This is a genomic window from Nonlabens dokdonensis, from assembly GCF_002162835.1.
In the GTDB taxonomy this organism is placed as follows: Bacteria; Bacteroidota; Bacteroidia; order Flavobacteriales; family Flavobacteriaceae; genus Nonlabens; species Nonlabens dokdonensis_B.
The window spans coordinates 1-15,356 of sequence record NZ_MAAX01000154.1 but is presented as its reverse complement, the minus strand read 5'-3'; the positions used below and the strand labels follow the sequence as shown (position 1 = coordinate 15,356).

General features: G+C 35.8%; 20 protein-coding genes. 5 read left to right on the top strand and 15 right to left on the bottom strand.

The window, feature by feature from the left end:
* Positions 1-12: 12 nt before the first annotated feature.
* The 10 genes from A9Q93_RS09890 to A9Q93_RS09845 form a co-directional block, all read right to left on the bottom strand.
* The gene (locus tag A9Q93_RS09890) at positions 13-612 is read right to left on the bottom strand and encodes a CDP-alcohol phosphatidyltransferase family protein (protein WP_303687232.1); all 600 of its coding nucleotides are present in this window, start codon (positions 610-612) and stop codon (positions 13-15) included.
* A 233-nt stretch (positions 613-845) separates the two neighbouring features.
* Complete coding sequence (locus tag A9Q93_RS09885) at positions 846-1,679, bottom strand: alpha/beta fold hydrolase (RefSeq protein ID WP_303687231.1); 834 nt, start codon at positions 1,677-1,679, stop codon at positions 846-848.
* A 612-nt stretch (positions 1,680-2,291) separates the two neighbouring features.
* Positions 2,292-2,909 (bottom strand): L-threonylcarbamoyladenylate synthase, encoded by a 618-nt coding sequence (locus A9Q93_RS09880; protein ID WP_303687229.1) that lies wholly within the window; start codon positions 2,907-2,909, stop codon positions 2,292-2,294.
* Positions 2,910-2,914: 5 nt separating this feature from the next.
* Entirely contained in the window at positions 2,915-3,223 is a 309-nt protein-coding gene (locus A9Q93_RS09875) for a hypothetical protein (RefSeq protein ID WP_303687228.1), read from the bottom strand.
* Between the two features lie 40 nt (positions 3,224-3,263).
* Entirely contained in the window at positions 3,264-3,476 is a 213-nt protein-coding gene (locus tag A9Q93_RS09870; RefSeq protein ID WP_303687300.1) for a DUF2945 domain-containing protein, read from the bottom strand.
* A gap of 102 nt (positions 3,477-3,578) precedes the next feature.
* Complete coding sequence (locus tag A9Q93_RS09865; protein ID WP_303687227.1) at positions 3,579-4,952, bottom strand: aldehyde dehydrogenase; 1,374 nt, start codon at positions 4,950-4,952, stop codon at positions 3,579-3,581.
* Positions 4,953-4,955: 3 nt separating this feature from the next.
* Positions 4,956-5,861, bottom strand: coding sequence for an ABC transporter substrate-binding protein (locus A9Q93_RS09860; RefSeq protein WP_303687226.1), 906 nt, complete (start codon positions 5,859-5,861; stop codon positions 4,956-4,958).
* Between the two features lie 127 nt (positions 5,862-5,988).
* Positions 5,989-6,684, bottom strand: a complete 696-nt coding sequence (locus tag A9Q93_RS09855; RefSeq protein WP_303687225.1) for an RluA family pseudouridine synthase — start codon at positions 6,682-6,684, stop codon at positions 5,989-5,991.
* Positions 6,677-6,964 carry a type II toxin-antitoxin system RelE/ParE family toxin gene (locus A9Q93_RS09850; RefSeq protein WP_303687224.1) on the bottom strand — a complete coding sequence of 96 codons (288 nt, stop codon included), beginning with the start codon at positions 6,962-6,964 and terminating at the stop codon, positions 6,677-6,679. Before A9Q93_RS09850 ends, A9Q93_RS09855 begins: the two co-directional genes overlap by 8 nt.
* On the bottom strand, positions 6,951-7,196 hold the full coding sequence (locus A9Q93_RS09845; protein WP_303687223.1) for a type II toxin-antitoxin system ParD family antitoxin: 246 nt from the start codon (positions 7,194-7,196) through the stop codon (positions 6,951-6,953). Before A9Q93_RS09845 ends, A9Q93_RS09850 begins: the two co-directional genes overlap by 14 nt.
* 114 nt (positions 7,197-7,310) lie before the next feature.
* Between A9Q93_RS09845 and A9Q93_RS09840 the strand changes: the two genes are divergently transcribed.
* Positions 7,311-8,189 carry an alpha/beta fold hydrolase gene (locus tag A9Q93_RS09840; RefSeq protein WP_303687222.1) on the top strand — a complete coding sequence of 293 codons (879 nt, stop codon included), beginning with the start codon at positions 7,311-7,313 and terminating at the stop codon, positions 8,187-8,189.
* A gap of 77 nt (positions 8,190-8,266) precedes the next feature.
* Here the strand turns inward: A9Q93_RS09840 and A9Q93_RS09835 are convergent, their stop codons facing one another.
* Positions 8,267-9,376: a M42 family metallopeptidase gene (locus A9Q93_RS09835; RefSeq protein ID WP_303687221.1), complete on the bottom strand. Its 1,110-nt coding sequence runs from the start codon at positions 9,374-9,376 to the stop codon at positions 8,267-8,269.
* Between the two features lie 100 nt (positions 9,377-9,476).
* Between A9Q93_RS09835 and A9Q93_RS09830 the strand changes: the two genes are divergently transcribed.
* Positions 9,477-10,274 (top strand): DUF4294 domain-containing protein, encoded by a 798-nt coding sequence (locus A9Q93_RS09830; protein ID WP_303687220.1) that lies wholly within the window; start codon positions 9,477-9,479, stop codon positions 10,272-10,274.
* 176 nt (positions 10,275-10,450) lie between these two features.
* On the opposite strand, the gene A9Q93_RS09825 is transcribed toward A9Q93_RS09830, so the two are convergent.
* Together A9Q93_RS09825 and A9Q93_RS09820 are read right to left on the bottom strand one after the other, a co-directional pair.
* The gene (locus tag A9Q93_RS09825) at positions 10,451-11,179 is read right to left on the bottom strand and encodes an acyl-CoA desaturase (RefSeq protein ID WP_303687218.1); all 729 of its coding nucleotides are present in this window, start codon (positions 11,177-11,179) and stop codon (positions 10,451-10,453) included.
* 54 nt (positions 11,180-11,233) lie between these two features.
* Positions 11,234-11,806: a Crp/Fnr family transcriptional regulator gene (locus A9Q93_RS09820; protein WP_303687217.1), complete on the bottom strand. Its 573-nt coding sequence runs from the start codon at positions 11,804-11,806 to the stop codon at positions 11,234-11,236.
* A gap of 174 nt (positions 11,807-11,980) precedes the next feature.
* Here A9Q93_RS09820 and A9Q93_RS09815 point away from each other — a divergent pair, with 174 nt between their 5' ends.
* Complete coding sequence (locus A9Q93_RS09815) at positions 11,981-13,006, top strand: pirin family protein (protein WP_303687216.1); 1,026 nt, start codon at positions 11,981-11,983, stop codon at positions 13,004-13,006.
* Between the two features lie 329 nt (positions 13,007-13,335).
* On the opposite strand, the gene A9Q93_RS09810 is transcribed toward A9Q93_RS09815, so the two are convergent.
* Positions 13,336-13,641 (bottom strand): hypothetical protein, encoded by a 306-nt coding sequence (locus tag A9Q93_RS09810; protein ID WP_303687215.1) that lies wholly within the window; start codon positions 13,639-13,641, stop codon positions 13,336-13,338.
* 242 nt (positions 13,642-13,883) lie between these two features.
* Between A9Q93_RS09810 and A9Q93_RS09805 the strand changes: the two genes are divergently transcribed.
* Both A9Q93_RS09805 and A9Q93_RS09800 read left to right on the top strand, forming a co-directional pair.
* On the top strand, positions 13,884-14,204 hold the full coding sequence (locus A9Q93_RS09805; protein ID WP_303687214.1) for a hypothetical protein: 321 nt from the start codon (positions 13,884-13,886) through the stop codon (positions 14,202-14,204).
* A 33-nt stretch (positions 14,205-14,237) separates the two neighbouring features.
* Positions 14,238-14,708, top strand: coding sequence for a DUF6503 family protein (locus A9Q93_RS09800; RefSeq protein WP_303687213.1), 471 nt, complete (start codon positions 14,238-14,240; stop codon positions 14,706-14,708).
* 17 nt (positions 14,709-14,725) lie between these two features.
* Here A9Q93_RS09800 and A9Q93_RS09795 read toward each other — a convergent pair whose 3' ends face one another.
* Positions 14,726-15,259, bottom strand: a complete 534-nt coding sequence (locus A9Q93_RS09795; RefSeq protein WP_303687212.1) for a methylated-DNA--[protein]-cysteine S-methyltransferase — start codon at positions 15,257-15,259, stop codon at positions 14,726-14,728.
* Between the last annotated feature and the right edge of the window lie 97 nt (positions 15,260-15,356).

Genomic DNA, 15,356 nt, shown 5'->3' with positions numbered 1-15,356 from the left:
TTCGAGCATTTATTAACCGTTAAGTAAGTCGTTTCTTTTAAAATCTATTCCTTTTCTTATCAAATAAGCATGATAGGCACTTGGAATATCATGCGTCCATTTAGGTAGTATAAGCGTGATCAAAATGCGATCAATGTGAGAGATCAATCCCATAATTATAGCTATGGTAAATGGTATCCCAGCATGATTAAAACCTATTAACGAGGTAAAAGCTATCAATAGTGTAATTCCCCATAATTTTGATAAAAAGGCATGCGTACAAGTTTCTTTTTTAAACCGGACAATGCTTATCACATAACAAGCGACTTCCATTGCGAGAATGGCATAAATAGCCGTGGCATGAGTTGCAATAAGTTCTGGATACAAGATCCAAGTTGCAAAACCTATCGAGAGCCAAAACACCATATCGGTCTGGCTGTCCATTCTTCTCAATTGAGCACTTGAAACACCTTGTTTACGAGCAATGATGCCATCTAAGATATCAGAGATCAATCCTAAGTACATCAATACCACAATTACTGTTTTTGAAGTGTCGCCTATAAAATAAGCAAGGCTCAAAATTATAGGAGCTAGCAGTAATCTAAAAAATATCAAAGCTTTTGGAATATTCATAATTCATCCTTTTAAGTCCTACCAAATCTATAAGCATCTTACAGATTTCAATTTGCGCAAATCAAGTAATCTATAATTTTTAATTTGTGTAAAATGCAAAATAAAGGCAGGATGATGGATGTGATTGCGCTTTCGCGAAAGCGGATGCACTACCAACACCGCAACGTTTCAAGGCATAAAAAAAACGCTTCATTAATAGAGATGAAGCGGTTTTTACCTTTAGGGAAAGGAGTCTATTTCAAGAAATCGAGTAAGATCTCATTCAGTTCTTCAGTATGTGTGACATATAATCCGTGAGGAGCGTCTTTGATAATTTCTAATCTGGAGTCTTCTACCAGCTCGTGACCTTGTTTAGAACTAGGTTCTATAGGTACGATATTATCGGCATCGCCATGAATAAATAGGGTAGGAACGTCTATTTTCTTAAGTGCGTCTCTTAAATCTGTTCTACCAAAGGCATTGATACAGTCTAGAGTTCCCTTAGGACTTGCTGCTGCGGCAATCTGGAAATTATAGTCCAGCTGCCCTTGAGAGATGCGGTCTTTGTTATCTTCATAATTTACAAAACCTTCACCAAAACCTTTTAAGAATCCCAAGCGGTCATTTTTTACATTGTCTTCCATTCCTTTGAATACGTCGTCAGGAGCACCATCGGGATTGTCTTCTGTTTTTAAAAGGAAAGGAGCAATAGAACTTATAAAAATCAACTTGCTTATTCTACTCGTACCGAAGGTACCTACATATTGTGCCAGCTCTCCACCACCCATAGAAAAACCAGCAAGAATAACATCTCTTAGGTCTAATTTTTTGATCAGGTCGTGCAGGTCTTCTGCCATACTATCATAATCATAACCTGTATAAGGACGTGATGATTTTCCAAATCCTCTACGGTCGTAAGTAATCACTCGATGTCCAGACTCTATGAGCGCTGGGACTTGATATTCCCACATAGCGCCACTTAATGGCCATCCATGAATAAGGATGATAGGTTTACCACTGCCGTGGTCTTCGTAGTATATATTAACGTCTGCGTCTTTTTGTGCTGTTGTTTTTTCCAAGTATGGCATTTTTATAATTTTTAATCACAATAAATTTAGAACATTACCACTTAAGAGTGTGGTAAGAAAATGTGAAATAGTATGAAATTAAGACTTATAGTTAGATGAGAATCGTTTCACCAAATAAATAATCAGATCACTATAATTTATGTCTTTTTCTTAAACTAAAAAGCTTGACAATAACTAGGATCAATATTAGAAATAGTAAAATAGGAACAATGAGAATACTAGCTGTTTGATAAACCATTTCTAATTCTAAAACAGAATTGGTATAATACCTAGATGGAAAATGGTCTGGAGAGAAAAAAGTATAAGTCTTAATGTATGCAAATACCCATAATAATTTCAACAATACCAGAATGGCATAAAGAAAATGGAATTTTGAGAACTTCTTCTGACTTAAAAAAAATAATAGGCCACTTATAGTGATTCCGCAGATTAAAAAAGTTTTGAATGCATCGTAGGATTCAACTACAAAGTAAGTATCATGTATATTGAGATCTATAGTAGAATCTGCTAAACTCAATGTATAGCCATAGACGTACAAGAATAGAAAAAAGCTTAGAAACAGAAAGATAGCACTTGAAAAAAACTCTATTTTATGAAACTTAGATAGCAAATCTATAATTCAGTTGATCCTTTTCCTTCTCTTACTAAAACAGGTTCGTCTCCAGTAAGATCTATAATCGTAGAACCTATATTACCACCATAACCGGCATCAATAACATAATCTACTAGGTGTTCCCATTTTTCAACAATAAGACTAGGGTCTGTGGTGTATTCAATTACCTCATCCTCATCTTTAATAGAGGTGGAGATAATAGGATTACCGAGTAATTTCACTAATTCTACAGCAATTTTGTTATCGGGAACACGTATACCTACCGTTTTCTTTTTCTTAAAAACTGTAGGTAGGTTATTATTTCCTGGAAGTATAAAAGTATATGGTCCAGGCAAGTTGCGTTTAAGAATTTTAAATGTATTGGAATCTATCTGGCTTACGTAGTCGCTCAAATTACTTAGATCTTCACAGATAAAAGAGAAGTTGGCTTTTTCTAATTTTACACCTTTAAGACGGGCTACTTTTTCTAGAGCACTTTTATTAGTGATGTCGCAACCTAATCCATACACTGTATCTGTTGGGTAAATGACTAATGCACCATTTTTCATGGCTTTGGCGATGCGTGCTAACTCTTTTTGATTGGGGTTATCTTCGTAAATCTTAACAAGCTCTGCCATGGCAACTAGTATTGAGGTTGGAATAAAAGTTTAAACGGCAACCATAAAAATAATAAAGCAATAATTGCAATTACAATCTTGATCCAAAATTTGAGATTACTATTCCCAAAATTAGGTATCACCTCATAACGGTGTTTACCGTTGCGATCTATCTTTATGGCAAGCCTGCTTTTTGCATCATCAGCATCTGACTTGTGATTCTTGACAAACCAGTACCATGCAGCAATTACAACAATAGTAAGGAATATCATCCCTATCATGTTACTAATGCTGGATTGTAATACTTGTTGAGATATGGTCTGTAATAAATTCAAGAGGGATTATTTATTTGATAAATTTAATCAATAAAATTGATTAATCTACACGTTCTACTTCACTTTCAAGTTTTAAAACACTATCACCATCGTCTTGTTTGATATATAAGGCTTTGTTGCCTTCTTCACCCTTTCTAGTCACTTCGTTTCCATCAATGGTTCTGGTTACCGATTTAGTAAATGTAGACTGTACTTTTCCTTCTGCAGTTCCATTTCCCCAGTTCCATTTAACTTTTGTTCCTTCTTTAATCATGATTTTTTCTTTAAAGATAGATGCGATACCGCTTTCGCGAAAGCGTGCTAACAACATATTAACCTCACATTAATAGAACTTTAAGAGCTGAGCCTGTTTTACTTATAATTTGCTCATGAGCTTCTTAACCCATTTTAATTTATTAGCATATGGTGCGTACTTTACTGGTAGATCAATCCACGTGCCACGATGCACCACACTTTTATAATGGGAAAAAGTTTCAAAGCTATGCTTACCGTGGTAAGACCCTATCCCGCTATTGCCCACGCCACCAAAGGGTAAACGATCGTTAATGAACTGTACAATGCTGTCATTAATCACGCCACCACCGAAGGAGAATCGCTGTACAAACCAATCTTCAAATTTAGAATCATTAGTAAAACAATAGGCGCCTAATGGTTTTTCATAGCTCTCGATCCAGGTTTCTAATTCTTGCTGGGTCTTGTAACTTATCACTGGAAGAATAGGGCCGAAGATCTCGTCTTGCATGACTTTTGAATCTCGTGATGGCTCATCAATCAAAGTAGGTGCAAGATAAAGCGATGCCTTATCATGAGTACCACCGGTTAAAATGGACTCGCCAGATATCATTTCAAGCAACTGGTCAAAGTGTGCTTCTCTTATGATTCTAGGGTAATCGGGAGATTTTTTAATTTCTTGTCCAAAGAATTCTTTCAGTTGTTTTTTTATCTCAGTAACTAACTGATCTTTGATAGAATGATGCACTAGCAGATAATCTGGTGCTATACAAGTCTGTCCGGCATTAAGAAATTTTGCCCAAACAATTCGTTTTGCGGTGACTTTAATCGCTGCAGATTCATGTACCACACATGGGTTTTTACCGCCTAATTCTAAAGTTACTGGAGTAAGATGTTTTCCAGCGGCTTGATAGATTTTTTTACCTACGCCAGGACTACCTGTAAAGAAAATATAGTCCCATGATAAGGCAGTTAACTCTTGGGCTACGTTTGCATCACCTAGTTGCACAGAAACGTGTTCTTGGTCAAAAGCTTCCTCAATAATTTCTTGAAGTAAAGAACTTGTTGCGGTGGAAAATTCACTAGGTTTTAAAACTACTGTATTCCCAGCGGCAACAGCACCTATCAAAGGAGCCAGCGCTAACTGGAATGGATAATTCCAAGGCGATATAATTAATACGTTGCCATAAGGCTCTGGATATTTTCTAGCCTTACTAGGAAAATTAAGAATGGAAGAGGAAACTTTAATGGGCTGCGACCACTTTTTAGTGCGGTAAATAAATTTCTTTAACTCAGCTATAATCACATTATATTCGGTAAGAAATGCTTCGAACTCACTTTTACCAAGATCGTTTTCAAGAGCTGCATAAACATCATTTTCTCTTTTCTCAATGGTGTTTTTAAGTCGCTGCAAGCTTTCTACACGGTATTTGATATCAATAGTTGTGCGACTTTTAAAGAAATCTATTTGCGTTTGATGGAGTTCTTTGACTTGCATGAGTTATAATAGATTGTTAGTGTAAAGTGATTCTGACTTTAAATGGTGTTTTTCTAGTTTCTGGTCTTGCAACCATTGTAAAAATGTCTGAATACCGTTAGGATTCATTTTACCCCAATGTTCTTTATCACCGAGAACCTTACAAGTTAAGTTGATAGCGGTTTCTAAATCCATGTTTTGATCTTTTTGCGGAACTAGTCCTTGTAATATTTCTGCAGCGTGTGCAGGATGTTCTTGGGCATAATAAAAACCTTTTTTAGTTGCTTCTAGAAAAGATTGTAATGCTTTTGAATTAGATTCTATAAAAGTTTGAGAACAGGCAATTACCGGAGAATAAGAATAGGGAATACCGTAGTCTTTAAGTTTAAAATATTCCAGGTCCATATTATTTTGTTGGGCTTGAACAGCTTCCCAATTCGTAAATATCCATGTGGATTCTACAATGCCTTCTTCCATCGCTTCCCAGATTTTTAACTTATCAGGATACACACATTCCAGAATTCCTTTGCCTCCGTCATTTTTAATCATTTGTCTTACTATCGCATCTTCATAACGCGCATCGTAAGAAGCATAAGTAGTATGATCTAATTCTTTAGGAGAACTGATTCTCTTACTTTTTTTACACACAATGGCGCTTAAGTCTTCTTGAAATAAAGCAGCTATTGCTATAAGGTCAAAAGGTTTGGACTTAGTTTGATAGCTCATGATGCTTTCTAGAGGACTTAATGCCATATCCACTTGACCTAGTTCTACCTTCTTAGCTGGTGTGGTTTTGTAGTTATCGGCACTAGGATCTAGAATTTCAACTTTTAAATTTACATCAGTATAGTAACCTAATTCTTGTGCAATAAAAAAACCGATATGATTTGCATTAGGTGTCCAGTCTAGAGCAATTTTAAGTGAAGTCATGAATAAGCTATTTTTAGAATTACTAAAATAGCGTACTTCACAGCAGATTCACCAAAAATTATGTTAGAATGAGTTGCGCGTTAGTTGCTCAATCTCTAAGCAAAAAAATTTCAGAATTAAAATCGGTTTATAAATCTGCTACAAGTTTCCAGATAGCATCTTTCTTATTTACAGGAGCAATAATGTTAACAGGTTCTTTTCTCACTGGATGCACAAAGGCTAAAGACCTTGCATGTAAATGAATGCTACCGTCTTTATTACTGCGTTTTGCACCATATTTTAAATCACCTTTTATTACACAGCCTATTTTTGCAAGCTGTGTCCTGATTTGATGATGACGTCCTGTTGCCAGTTGTATCTCAAGCAATGTGTAACGGTCGAGTTCTTTTAAAACAGAGTAGGAGAGTGCTGCTTTTTTAGAATTAGGGACTTCGTGATCGTGCGCATAGCTCTTATTTTGTTTAGGATTACGAACTAAGTAATGCTCTAATCGGGCACTTTTTTCAGGTACTTTTCCTTCCACTATTGCCCAATAAGTTTTGTTAGTTTTATGCTCAGCAAAAAGCTTGTTCATACGAGGTAAGGCCTTTGAAGTACGCGCAAAAATAACGACACCACTAGTAGGTCGATCCAGCCTGTGTACCACGCCTAGGAATACGGCGCCGGGCTTATCGTATTTTACAGCAATGTAGTCTTTAATCAAATCTGGTAGAGTCTCATCACCAGTTTTATCACCTTGCACTAAATCGCCAGACTCTTTATTGATGGCGATAAGGTGATTGTCTTCAAAGAGGATTCTATTGTTTATGTTTTGTTTATTCAAAGTTTTGAAAATCTTGAGAACCGATAATGCTGCTAATTTCTATATAATCAATCATAATTCTGTAGTAAATGACATCAGAGCCGCAAACGCATTTGCGATAACCTGATTTAATATCATCTGCTGCTTGAAAAGAATAGGGGTTTCGAGCAATGGCATCAAAATATTCATATAGTTTGTCGTAGTAACTTTCAGCTTGCGGTATTCCAAATCGGTAGACACCATAATCATATATTCTAATTATATCATCCTCTGCAATAGTTGTCAGCTTATAACTTAACATTTGCTCTAGTTCTGGCTATTTCTAAGATTTCTTCTTTCGTTTTTGTTGAAATTCCACTTTTTTCAGCTTTCTCGAGCTTCATTCTTATGAAATCAATTTCTGCTCTTTGATTTCTGGCTTGTCTTATAAGGTCATTAACTACTTCGCTTTTACTAGAATACTCTTTGCTAGCGACTTGAGACTTCAGCCATTCATCATTTGGTTCGGTAAAGGAGATACTTTGTCTAGACATAACAATCGATTTGGTGTAAATATACACCAATATACAATTAAATGGTTTTCATGTAAGTAAATATCTTACAAATTATAAATGTAAAGTTGAAGAGATGATGTACTTTACAATTCTATGAGAATACAATCTGTTACTTTTACTAAAATTTCTATTCTTCTTGTTCTTGGACTTTGTCTGAGCTCTTGTACAGTTCTTCAATGGCGCAGTTCTGATCAAGAAATAAAAGAGAAGTTTGAAGAGAGTTATGTAAATGCAGATATTTCTTATTTCAAAGTTGATAGTTTAAATCTGAAAGTGAGAATTCAGGCTGTTACTGAGCCAGATAACTCTATCAATCTTATTTTCTTTCATGGTTCGCCCAGTTCGTTATCTGCTTGGGATGCTTATGCTTTAGACTCGACTTTGAGAGAAAAAGCTAATATTTATGCTATAGACCGGCCAGGCTACGGATATTCTGATTTTGGAAATGAAATGACATCTATCCAATTACAAGCTCAAATAATGAGCGCTTTGATAAAACAAAAAGAATTGAAAAACGTGTTAACCATAGGTTCTTCTTATGGTGGTCCACTAGCCGCGAGAATAGGTTACTTAAATGAAAATGTAAAAGCAATTGTAATGATTTCACCAGCCATAGATCCAGAAAATGAAAATGATATTTGGGCATCGCGATTTACACGATGGAAACTGACTAGATGGCTCGTGCCAACTAGTTATCGTGTTGCTGGTGATGAGAAAAAAGTGCACGCACAAGAACTAGCTTTAATTAAAGACGACTGGGTTAAGATGACAATTCCTGTTTATCATTTGCACGATGATAAGGATGATATTGTACCTTATCAAAATATAGAGTTTACTAAGAAGAATTTCCCTAACCATAAAATTGTATCATTTCCAGAAAGAGGTCATGAAATCGCCTGGAAGAATCCAGATTTGATAATTCCTTATTTGGTGGAATTAATCAATAGCTTACTAGTAAAAAATACAAACTAGAATTAGTTTTTAACTAAAAAATCCCCATTCACAAAATGTAAACAGGGATTTCCATTACTTTTAAATTCAAATTTCATTTAAAACAATCCTTCGTTTTTATTATTAAAATAATTGAAGTCGTGGTTGTTTTGAATTTTTAAAAGCGATTCATAAATCATTTTGATAACGTTTTCTACGTCGTCTCTATGAACCATTTCTACGGTGGTATGCATGTAGCGCAATGGAAGTGATATCAAAGCACTTGGTACGCCACCATTAGAATAAGCAAAAGCATCTGTGTCCGTACCAGTGGAACGAGATGTAGCTCTTTTTTGATATGGAATCTCGTTAGCATCTGCTGCGTCCATGATCAGGTTGCGCAGGTTGTTTTGTATTGCTGGAGCGTAGGCTAGGACAGGACCTTTTCCTATCGCCGCGTCACCATTAGTCTTTTTATCAATCATAGGAGTAGTCGTGTCGTGTGTCACGTCAGTCACTATAGCTACATTAGGCTTGATAGTTTGAGTGATCATCTCTGCACCGCGTAGTCCTATTTCTTCTTGAACAGAGTTAGTAACATAAAGTCCAAAATCCAATTCCTTTTTATTCTCCTTCAATAATCTGGCCACTTCAGCAATCATAAAACCGCCCATACGGTTATCTAGAGCTCTACATACAAATTTGTTTTTGTTCAATACAAAGAACTCATCTGGATAAGTGATTACACAACCTACGTCTACACCTAGTTCTAGTACTTCCTCTTTAGTCTCACAACCGCAGTCTATGAAAATGTTGTCTAATTTAGGTGGTTGTTCTTTTGATTTACTACGTGTATGAATTGCTGGCCAGCCAAAAACACCAGTCACAATACCTTTTTTAGTATGTATATTTACTTTTTTAGAAGGAGCAATCTGGTGATCAGAGCCACCGTTGCGTACCACGTAAATAAGACCATCATCAGTAATGTAATTCACGTACCACGAGATTTCGTCTGCATGACCTTCAATAACTACTTTAAATTTTGCATCAGGATTAATTACTCCTACGGCACTTCCATAGTTGTCTGTAATGAAGTCGTCTACATAAGGTTCTAGATAGTCCATCCACACCTTTTGACCATTCCATTCATATCCAGTAGGAGAAGCAGTATTAAGGTATTCTTCAAGAAAATCGAGTGATTTTTTATTTAAAATGCTAGTTTCAGCCATGTTATTAAATTTAGAATGTGAAGATAATAATATGCTTTTAAAAACGCTTGTATTGTGAGCGGTTTCTTATTTTTGGAACGCTTTTGGCACTACATTATTTATGAATAAAATAGTCAGCTTTTTGTTAAGTGTTTTTTGTGTTCTCGCTTTCGCGAAAGCGCAACAACCACCTACATCTTCATCCAAAAAAAAGGACTCTATTTCAAACGCCACCGCAGAGTACTACTATATAGATGGCGACTCAGTAAGCTCTATAGAGCTGGACAAAGTAATGTTATTGCAAGACCTCAATTTTGATAGCAGGTACGAGCGCATTAGGTACTTAAGATTAAAACGCAAAGTTTTAAAAGTATGGCCTTATGCAAAAATGGCAGCTGAGCGGCTTACAGTTCTAGATCAACGGCTAGCAACATTGCGTACTAAAAACGAAAAGAAAAAGTATGCTAAGATGGTGGAGAAGTATATTGAAGATGAATTCAATGCAGAGCTCAAAAAGCTAACCAAAACTGAAGGCCAGATTCTTATTAAATTGATTCACCGGCAAACAGGTGATACCGCTTATGCGCTTTTAAAAAGATTGCGTAGTGGCTGGAGCGCGTTCTGGTTTGATAAGACGGCACGACTCTTTGATTTATCTCTTAAAGAAGAATATTTACCAGAGACCGTTGTAGATGATTTTTATGTAGAAGATATCTTACTTCATCACATTATTGATGACAAGCTAGAAGATCAAGATCCAGCCATTGAGTTTGATTATTTCAAAGCACGCAGCAACTGGAAAAACTATGAGCGCAACTTACCACCTACATATGATAGCATACAGCTAGCCGCTCGAGCAAAACGTATAAGAGAGTACAATAAGAAAAAAGCTAGAAAAGAACGTCGCAAGAAGAAGTAGTAGTTCTCGATACTACAATGGCACTCTATTCCTTAATGATTTCTTATGCTAGACCTTTGAAAGATTGCCTTAGGTTATAAGTTTCTCAATTACCTCGTTGCTATAGTAAGCAAAAAAAATCCTCTTACAGATTCTCATTCTATAAGAGGAAATATAATTAAATCAACCAACTTAATTTAAGCTCTTTTTAATCGTATCAAACCTGCGCTATTCAACAATTTAATGATTAGGTATGTGATGTCTATTTCATACCATTTCACACCAAAATTAGCTCGGTTTGCATGTTTGTGATGGTTGTTATGGTAACCTTCACCCATCATTAAGAAATCAAAACGGAACAAATTCTTACTGGTATTCTTCATTTGAAAATTGACATAACCATAAATATGACCGAACCAGTTGATGATAACGCCATGAATAGGAGCCATTAAAAAAGTAATAGGTAAAAGCAACCATTGCCACCAGGCTGTTACAAAGTACACAAAGAACAATATATATAATGTAATCCACAATAAACGTGAAAAGCGAGAACTTGCAAAACGGTCAAAAGATTTCCACTGCGGAACATTTTTAGTAAACCTAGCGTCTACCGCTATACGATCTTTATTGATATCTTGATAGATGGTCTTTGTTTTCCACATCATCGCAAATAAATTGTCATCGTATTTAGGTGAGTGAGGATCTTTTTCAGTGTCAGTGTAAGCATGGTGCATACGGTGCATAATTCCGTATCCATAAGCACTTAGATAACTAGAACCTTGAAAAATCCAAGTAAGTACAAAAGTGATGCGCTCCATAGTTTTAGACATAGTAAAAACTTGGTGCGCAGCATATCTATGTAAAAAGAAGGACTGGAAGAATAAACCTCCATACCACAATATTAAAACGAACAAAATAACCGCCATGAACTTTTTTTTACAAAGGTAAAGCCGGTAATAAGCTTAAAAAATGAACCTAAGTCAAGAAATTCTCTTTCTTATACGACTCAAAGCTTGCGCAGTAACACCTATATAAGAACTGATATATTTTAATGGCATGAGGCGTATGAGTTGCGGTCTTTCTTTAAAAAGTTTGAGATAACGTTCTTCGGCAGTGAGAGTTAAAAGATTTTGTTCTCGTTTTGATTTTAATAAAAATAAACGCTCTGCAGTGAGTCTTCCTATTAAATTTCCTATTTGTGTTTTTTGATACACCTCTTGCAAGTCATCATAGGTAATACTCAATAACGTAGTCTCTGTAAGTGCTTGCAGCTGGTATAAAGAAGGTGTTCTGGTTAGAAAGGAATCGTAGGCGCTTATAAACTGATTTTCAAAACTAAAGCCAAAAGAAATATCATTTTCATCATTCTCTTTAGGGATAAATAATCGCACAATACCAGATTGAATAAAAGAGATGTGATTTTCTACCTCTCCTAATTTTAAAAAAACCTCTTTCTTAGGAACAGTTTGTTGAAACAATTTTGAGGTAAAAAATTCCCAGTCGTCGTCAGAGATGTGAGCGATGCTTTCTAGATATTCTCGTATTTGTTCCATGAACTTTAAGGGACTGCAATAATCTTGTCAAAGATAAACCTAATAGTAATATGGAATAAATGGATGTATCCTAATTTAAACTTAAGAATACGTTTAATAAGTAGGAATGTATGGAAGGTTCCGCTTTCGCGAAAGCGAGATTAAAATCATTATTTTTGAGTAAAAATAAGGTTTATGAGTTCAACAATTATACGTTTGCAGCAATTAGGTTTCCCATGGCAAACCCAAGATCCGTTTTTATTTTGTGCGCATCATAGGGATTTATATCCATCAGGAGATGAGCAATTGGGAATTCCTGATCATTTGAAGTCTGGTAGGAATATAGGTCAAGATTTTATGCTTAAAGATGGTTTTAGAATGTATCATGGCAGTCATGTGCCAGGTTTTCCTTACCATCCGCATCGTGGTTTTGAAACGATAACCATTAATAAAGAAGGAATTGTAGATCATTCTGACTCCTTGGGTGGCGCTGGACGTTTTGGAGCTGGAGACGTACAATGGATGACCGCTGGAAAAGGAATCTTGCATAGTGAGATGTTTCCTATGTTACACAACGATAAGAAAAACACTCTAGAAATTTTTCAGGTATGGCTCAACTTACCTCGAGTGAGTAAAATGGTGCCACCACATTTTAAAATGCTGTGGAGTGAAGATGTTCCTGTTATTACTCATACAAATGAATCAGGAAATACAACTACTATAGATCTAATCGCTGGGATGTTAGGATCGCACACATCCCTTGAGCCAACACCTAATTCTTGGGCGGCGCATCCAGAAAACGAAGTGCTGGTAGCTACTATACAAATGGATGCAGGAGCATCATATCGTTTACCCAAAGCAGTAAGCAGCGAGGCAAAAAGAACTTTGTACTTTTATCGTGGGAATACTATTGAAATAGATCATACTGCTGTAACTGTAAATCATTCTATTGAGGTAAAATCTACTGAAGAATTAGAATTAAAAAATACCAGTAAAGAGGCAGCTTTTCTACTTGTACTGCAAGGAAAACCTATCAACGAGCCAGTGGCGCAACATGGTCCATTTGTAATGAACACACAACAAGAAATAAGAGAAGCCTTTGCAGATTACCAGCAAACACAATTCGGTGGCTGGCCATGGCCAGAGCAAGAGCAAGTTCACGATCGCAATAAAGGAAGGTTTGCTCTACATAGCGATGGTAGGGAAGAGATTAGGAGTTGAACATGAACATGAAATTGAACTTGAAAATGTGAACATCGAATATTGAATACCGAATACCGAATATCGAGTGTTATAAACGGTATAGAAATCTCACCTTTTAGGCGTTGTGCTTAGTTTACCGAAGTAGCTAGGGAAAGGGTTTCTATTTTTTATAAGTCGAATTATAACTAAACAGCGATCAGCGCAGTTTTGAAAGAGAATTGTTTTTTGATTTCAAAACCAACTCCGACTAGTCTGAAACGAGTTTATGGAATTGCTCAGGTTTACGCAATGTTTACAAGAATAAAATTGCCAGTCTGAGCTTGTCGACGACGTTTTTACATCTGGATCTAACCAGTATAAGTAACGACTACTTTACAATTAGGACATGTGACTTCTTTACCTTTTTTTATGTCCTTAGACTGAAAAGTTATCATTGTACGGCAGTCAGGACAAGGTATTTTTGTAGCATCACCTCTTTTTTCTTTCGCAAACTTTTTGAAAAGTAAGATTTTTTCTGGTTCAAGGTCTGTTTCTTCTTCCACGCCTATTTTATGGTTACAATTAGAGCAATTATAAACTTGGCCTTTTAAGTATAGATCTATGTCTATTGTAATAGGTGTGTTGCATTGGGAACATATAACGTTAGTAAGCATAATTACAAAAGTTAGGCATGTTCAAAAGTAAGGTTTTGAAAATAGTGAATTATAAAATCTTAAAAATTTACTCCTTTCATTTATAGAAATAGGTAAGGCGTTATAATTATTCTTTAGCTCTTATTAAATGTTATAGATTTTAAAATTAGCAGATTATTAAAATCCTTAATTCTAATTTTGTTTAATAACAATAATCCAAAAAAGAAGTTTACATCAACAATCGTTTAAACCCCAATAGTACAATGAAAAAAATATTCTTATTATCACTAGTATTGACTGTATCCATTGCTTGTAAAGAAGTTACAACCGATAATGTTGTCACAGAAAAGCCTATAGAGGCAACCGAAACTAAAAAAGCGGTAACAGAAAATGCTTTTACTCAAAGCATTGAGGAAGCTCACCATAAAAGTACTTTCCTTAAAAATGATGCGGTTCAATATGATTTTCAGGTAAGCTTTGGAGGTAATGTACTATTGGACGCGAAAATTACTCAAAAAACAGATGGTTCTATGGTACGTATTGATAATCAAGATGGTACTATGATCCTAGCCGACCAAGATTAAGTCTTTTCATCGCCTGAAATAGCTGATAACGCCGTGACGCGATTTCACGCTTATACGTGGTCTTATTTCTTTGCCTTACCCTATAAATTAAACGATCCAGGGACGCAGTGGAGTAATCAAAGAAACCTCAGTTTTGGAGAAAATGAATTTCCTACATCTCGATTAACTTTTGAAAATGGAGTAGGAGATACCTCAGAAGACTGGTACGTAGTTTATAAAAACCCTGATACCAATGTACTTGCTGGTGTTGCGTATATTGTAAGCTATGGTAAAGATCTTGAAAAAGCAGAGGAAGAGCCGCACTTTGCTAAATACAATAAGATAGAAAACATAGAAGGCATTCCGGTAGCCACAAATTGGTCGTTTCACAACTGGAATGAAGAAGAAGGTTATACAGATCAAATAGGAAACGCATCTATTAAAAATGTAGTATTCTTAAAAGACACTACAAATCTTTTTGAACAAAATGAAGACTTAGTAGCGGTTCTTATGCCTAGTAAATAGTAATTTTTATTAAAAAATTAGAATAAAAGTTGCTGGCCGTTATGAAGATTTACACCTTCATGCTCCAGCAGCTTTTTCTTTGCTTTAATTCCGCCCGCATAACCAGTCATGGAACCATCAGCTCCTATAATTCTATGACAGGGAACGATTATAGAAATGGCATTTGCACCGTTTGCACTTGCAACGGCTCTAATAGCTTTTTCATTTTTTAGCTTTCGCGAAAGCGAGATATAACTACAAGTCGTTCCATAGGGAATATTTTGCAATTCTTCCCAAACACTTACTTGAAAACTGGTACCAGCAAGCAAGAGAGGCAAATCAAATTTTTCTAAACTCTTATTAAAATAGTCGTGAAGTTGTCTCGCAGCTTCGTCAAGAAGATCATGCGTCCCTGGTGCAAAATCAGTAGCTAAATGCTTTGCTAGCCTAGTATCTATCGCATCTCGCATCTTTCGGTATTTCCAGTCGGCTAGGCATAGTTTATTTTCATAAACGCCTAAAATTAATTCTCCTACAGGACTTTTATAACTAGAAGTAATGATGCTACTCATAGCGCAGCGCCTCGATAGGATCAAGTTTTGCTGCTTTTACGGCAGGAATAACTCCAGAGAAAAACGCAATGATAATAGAAGTAATGGTCGCTGCGAT

Bases quoted from the DNA above. Each gene is read 5' to 3' on its own strand.
- A9Q93_RS09890 (WP_303687232.1), bottom strand. From the start codon at position 612: ATGAATATTCCAAAAGCTTTGATATTTTTTAGATTACTGCTAGCTCCT.
- A9Q93_RS09885 (WP_303687231.1), bottom strand. From the start codon at position 1,679: ATGCCATACTTGGAAAAAACAACAGCACAAAAAGACGCAGACGTTAAT.
- A9Q93_RS09880 (WP_303687229.1), bottom strand. From the start codon at position 2,909: ATGGCAGAGCTTGTTAAGATTTACGAAGATAACCCCAATCAAAAAGAG.
- A9Q93_RS09870 (WP_303687300.1), bottom strand. From the start codon at position 3,476: ATGATTAAAGAAGGAACAAAAGTTAAATGGAACTGGGGAAATGGAACT.
- A9Q93_RS09865 (WP_303687227.1), bottom strand. From the start codon at position 4,952: ATGCAAGTCAAAGAACTCCATCAAACGCAAATAGATTTCTTTAAAAGT.
- A9Q93_RS09860 (WP_303687226.1), bottom strand. From the start codon at position 5,861: ATGACTTCACTTAAAATTGCTCTAGACTGGACACCTAATGCAAATCAT.
- A9Q93_RS09850 (WP_303687224.1), bottom strand. From the start codon at position 6,964: ATGTTAAGTTATAAGCTGACAACTATTGCAGAGGATGATATAATTAGA.
- A9Q93_RS09845 (WP_303687223.1), bottom strand. From the start codon at position 7,196: ATGTCTAGACAAAGTATCTCCTTTACCGAACCAAATGATGAATGGCTG.
- A9Q93_RS09840 (WP_303687222.1), top strand. From the start codon at position 7,311: ATGAGAATACAATCTGTTACTTTTACTAAAATTTCTATTCTTCTTGTT.
- A9Q93_RS09835 (WP_303687221.1), bottom strand. From the start codon at position 9,376: ATGGCTGAAACTAGCATTTTAAATAAAAAATCACTCGATTTTCTTGAA.
- A9Q93_RS09830 (WP_303687220.1), top strand. From the start codon at position 9,477: ATGAATAAAATAGTCAGCTTTTTGTTAAGTGTTTTTTGTGTTCTCGCT.
- A9Q93_RS09825 (WP_303687218.1), bottom strand. From the start codon at position 11,179: ATGGCGGTTATTTTGTTCGTTTTAATATTGTGGTATGGAGGTTTATTC.
- A9Q93_RS09820 (WP_303687217.1), bottom strand. From the start codon at position 11,806: ATGGAACAAATACGAGAATATCTAGAAAGCATCGCTCACATCTCTGAC.
- A9Q93_RS09815 (WP_303687216.1), top strand. From the start codon at position 11,981: ATGAGTTCAACAATTATACGTTTGCAGCAATTAGGTTTCCCATGGCAA.
- A9Q93_RS09810 (WP_303687215.1), bottom strand. From the start codon at position 13,641: ATGCTTACTAACGTTATATGTTCCCAATGCAACACACCTATTACAATA.
- A9Q93_RS09805 (WP_303687214.1), top strand. From the start codon at position 13,884: ATGAAAAAAATATTCTTATTATCACTAGTATTGACTGTATCCATTGCT.
- A9Q93_RS09795 (WP_303687212.1), bottom strand. From the start codon at position 15,259: ATGAGTAGCATCATTACTTCTAGTTATAAAAGTCCTGTAGGAGAATTA.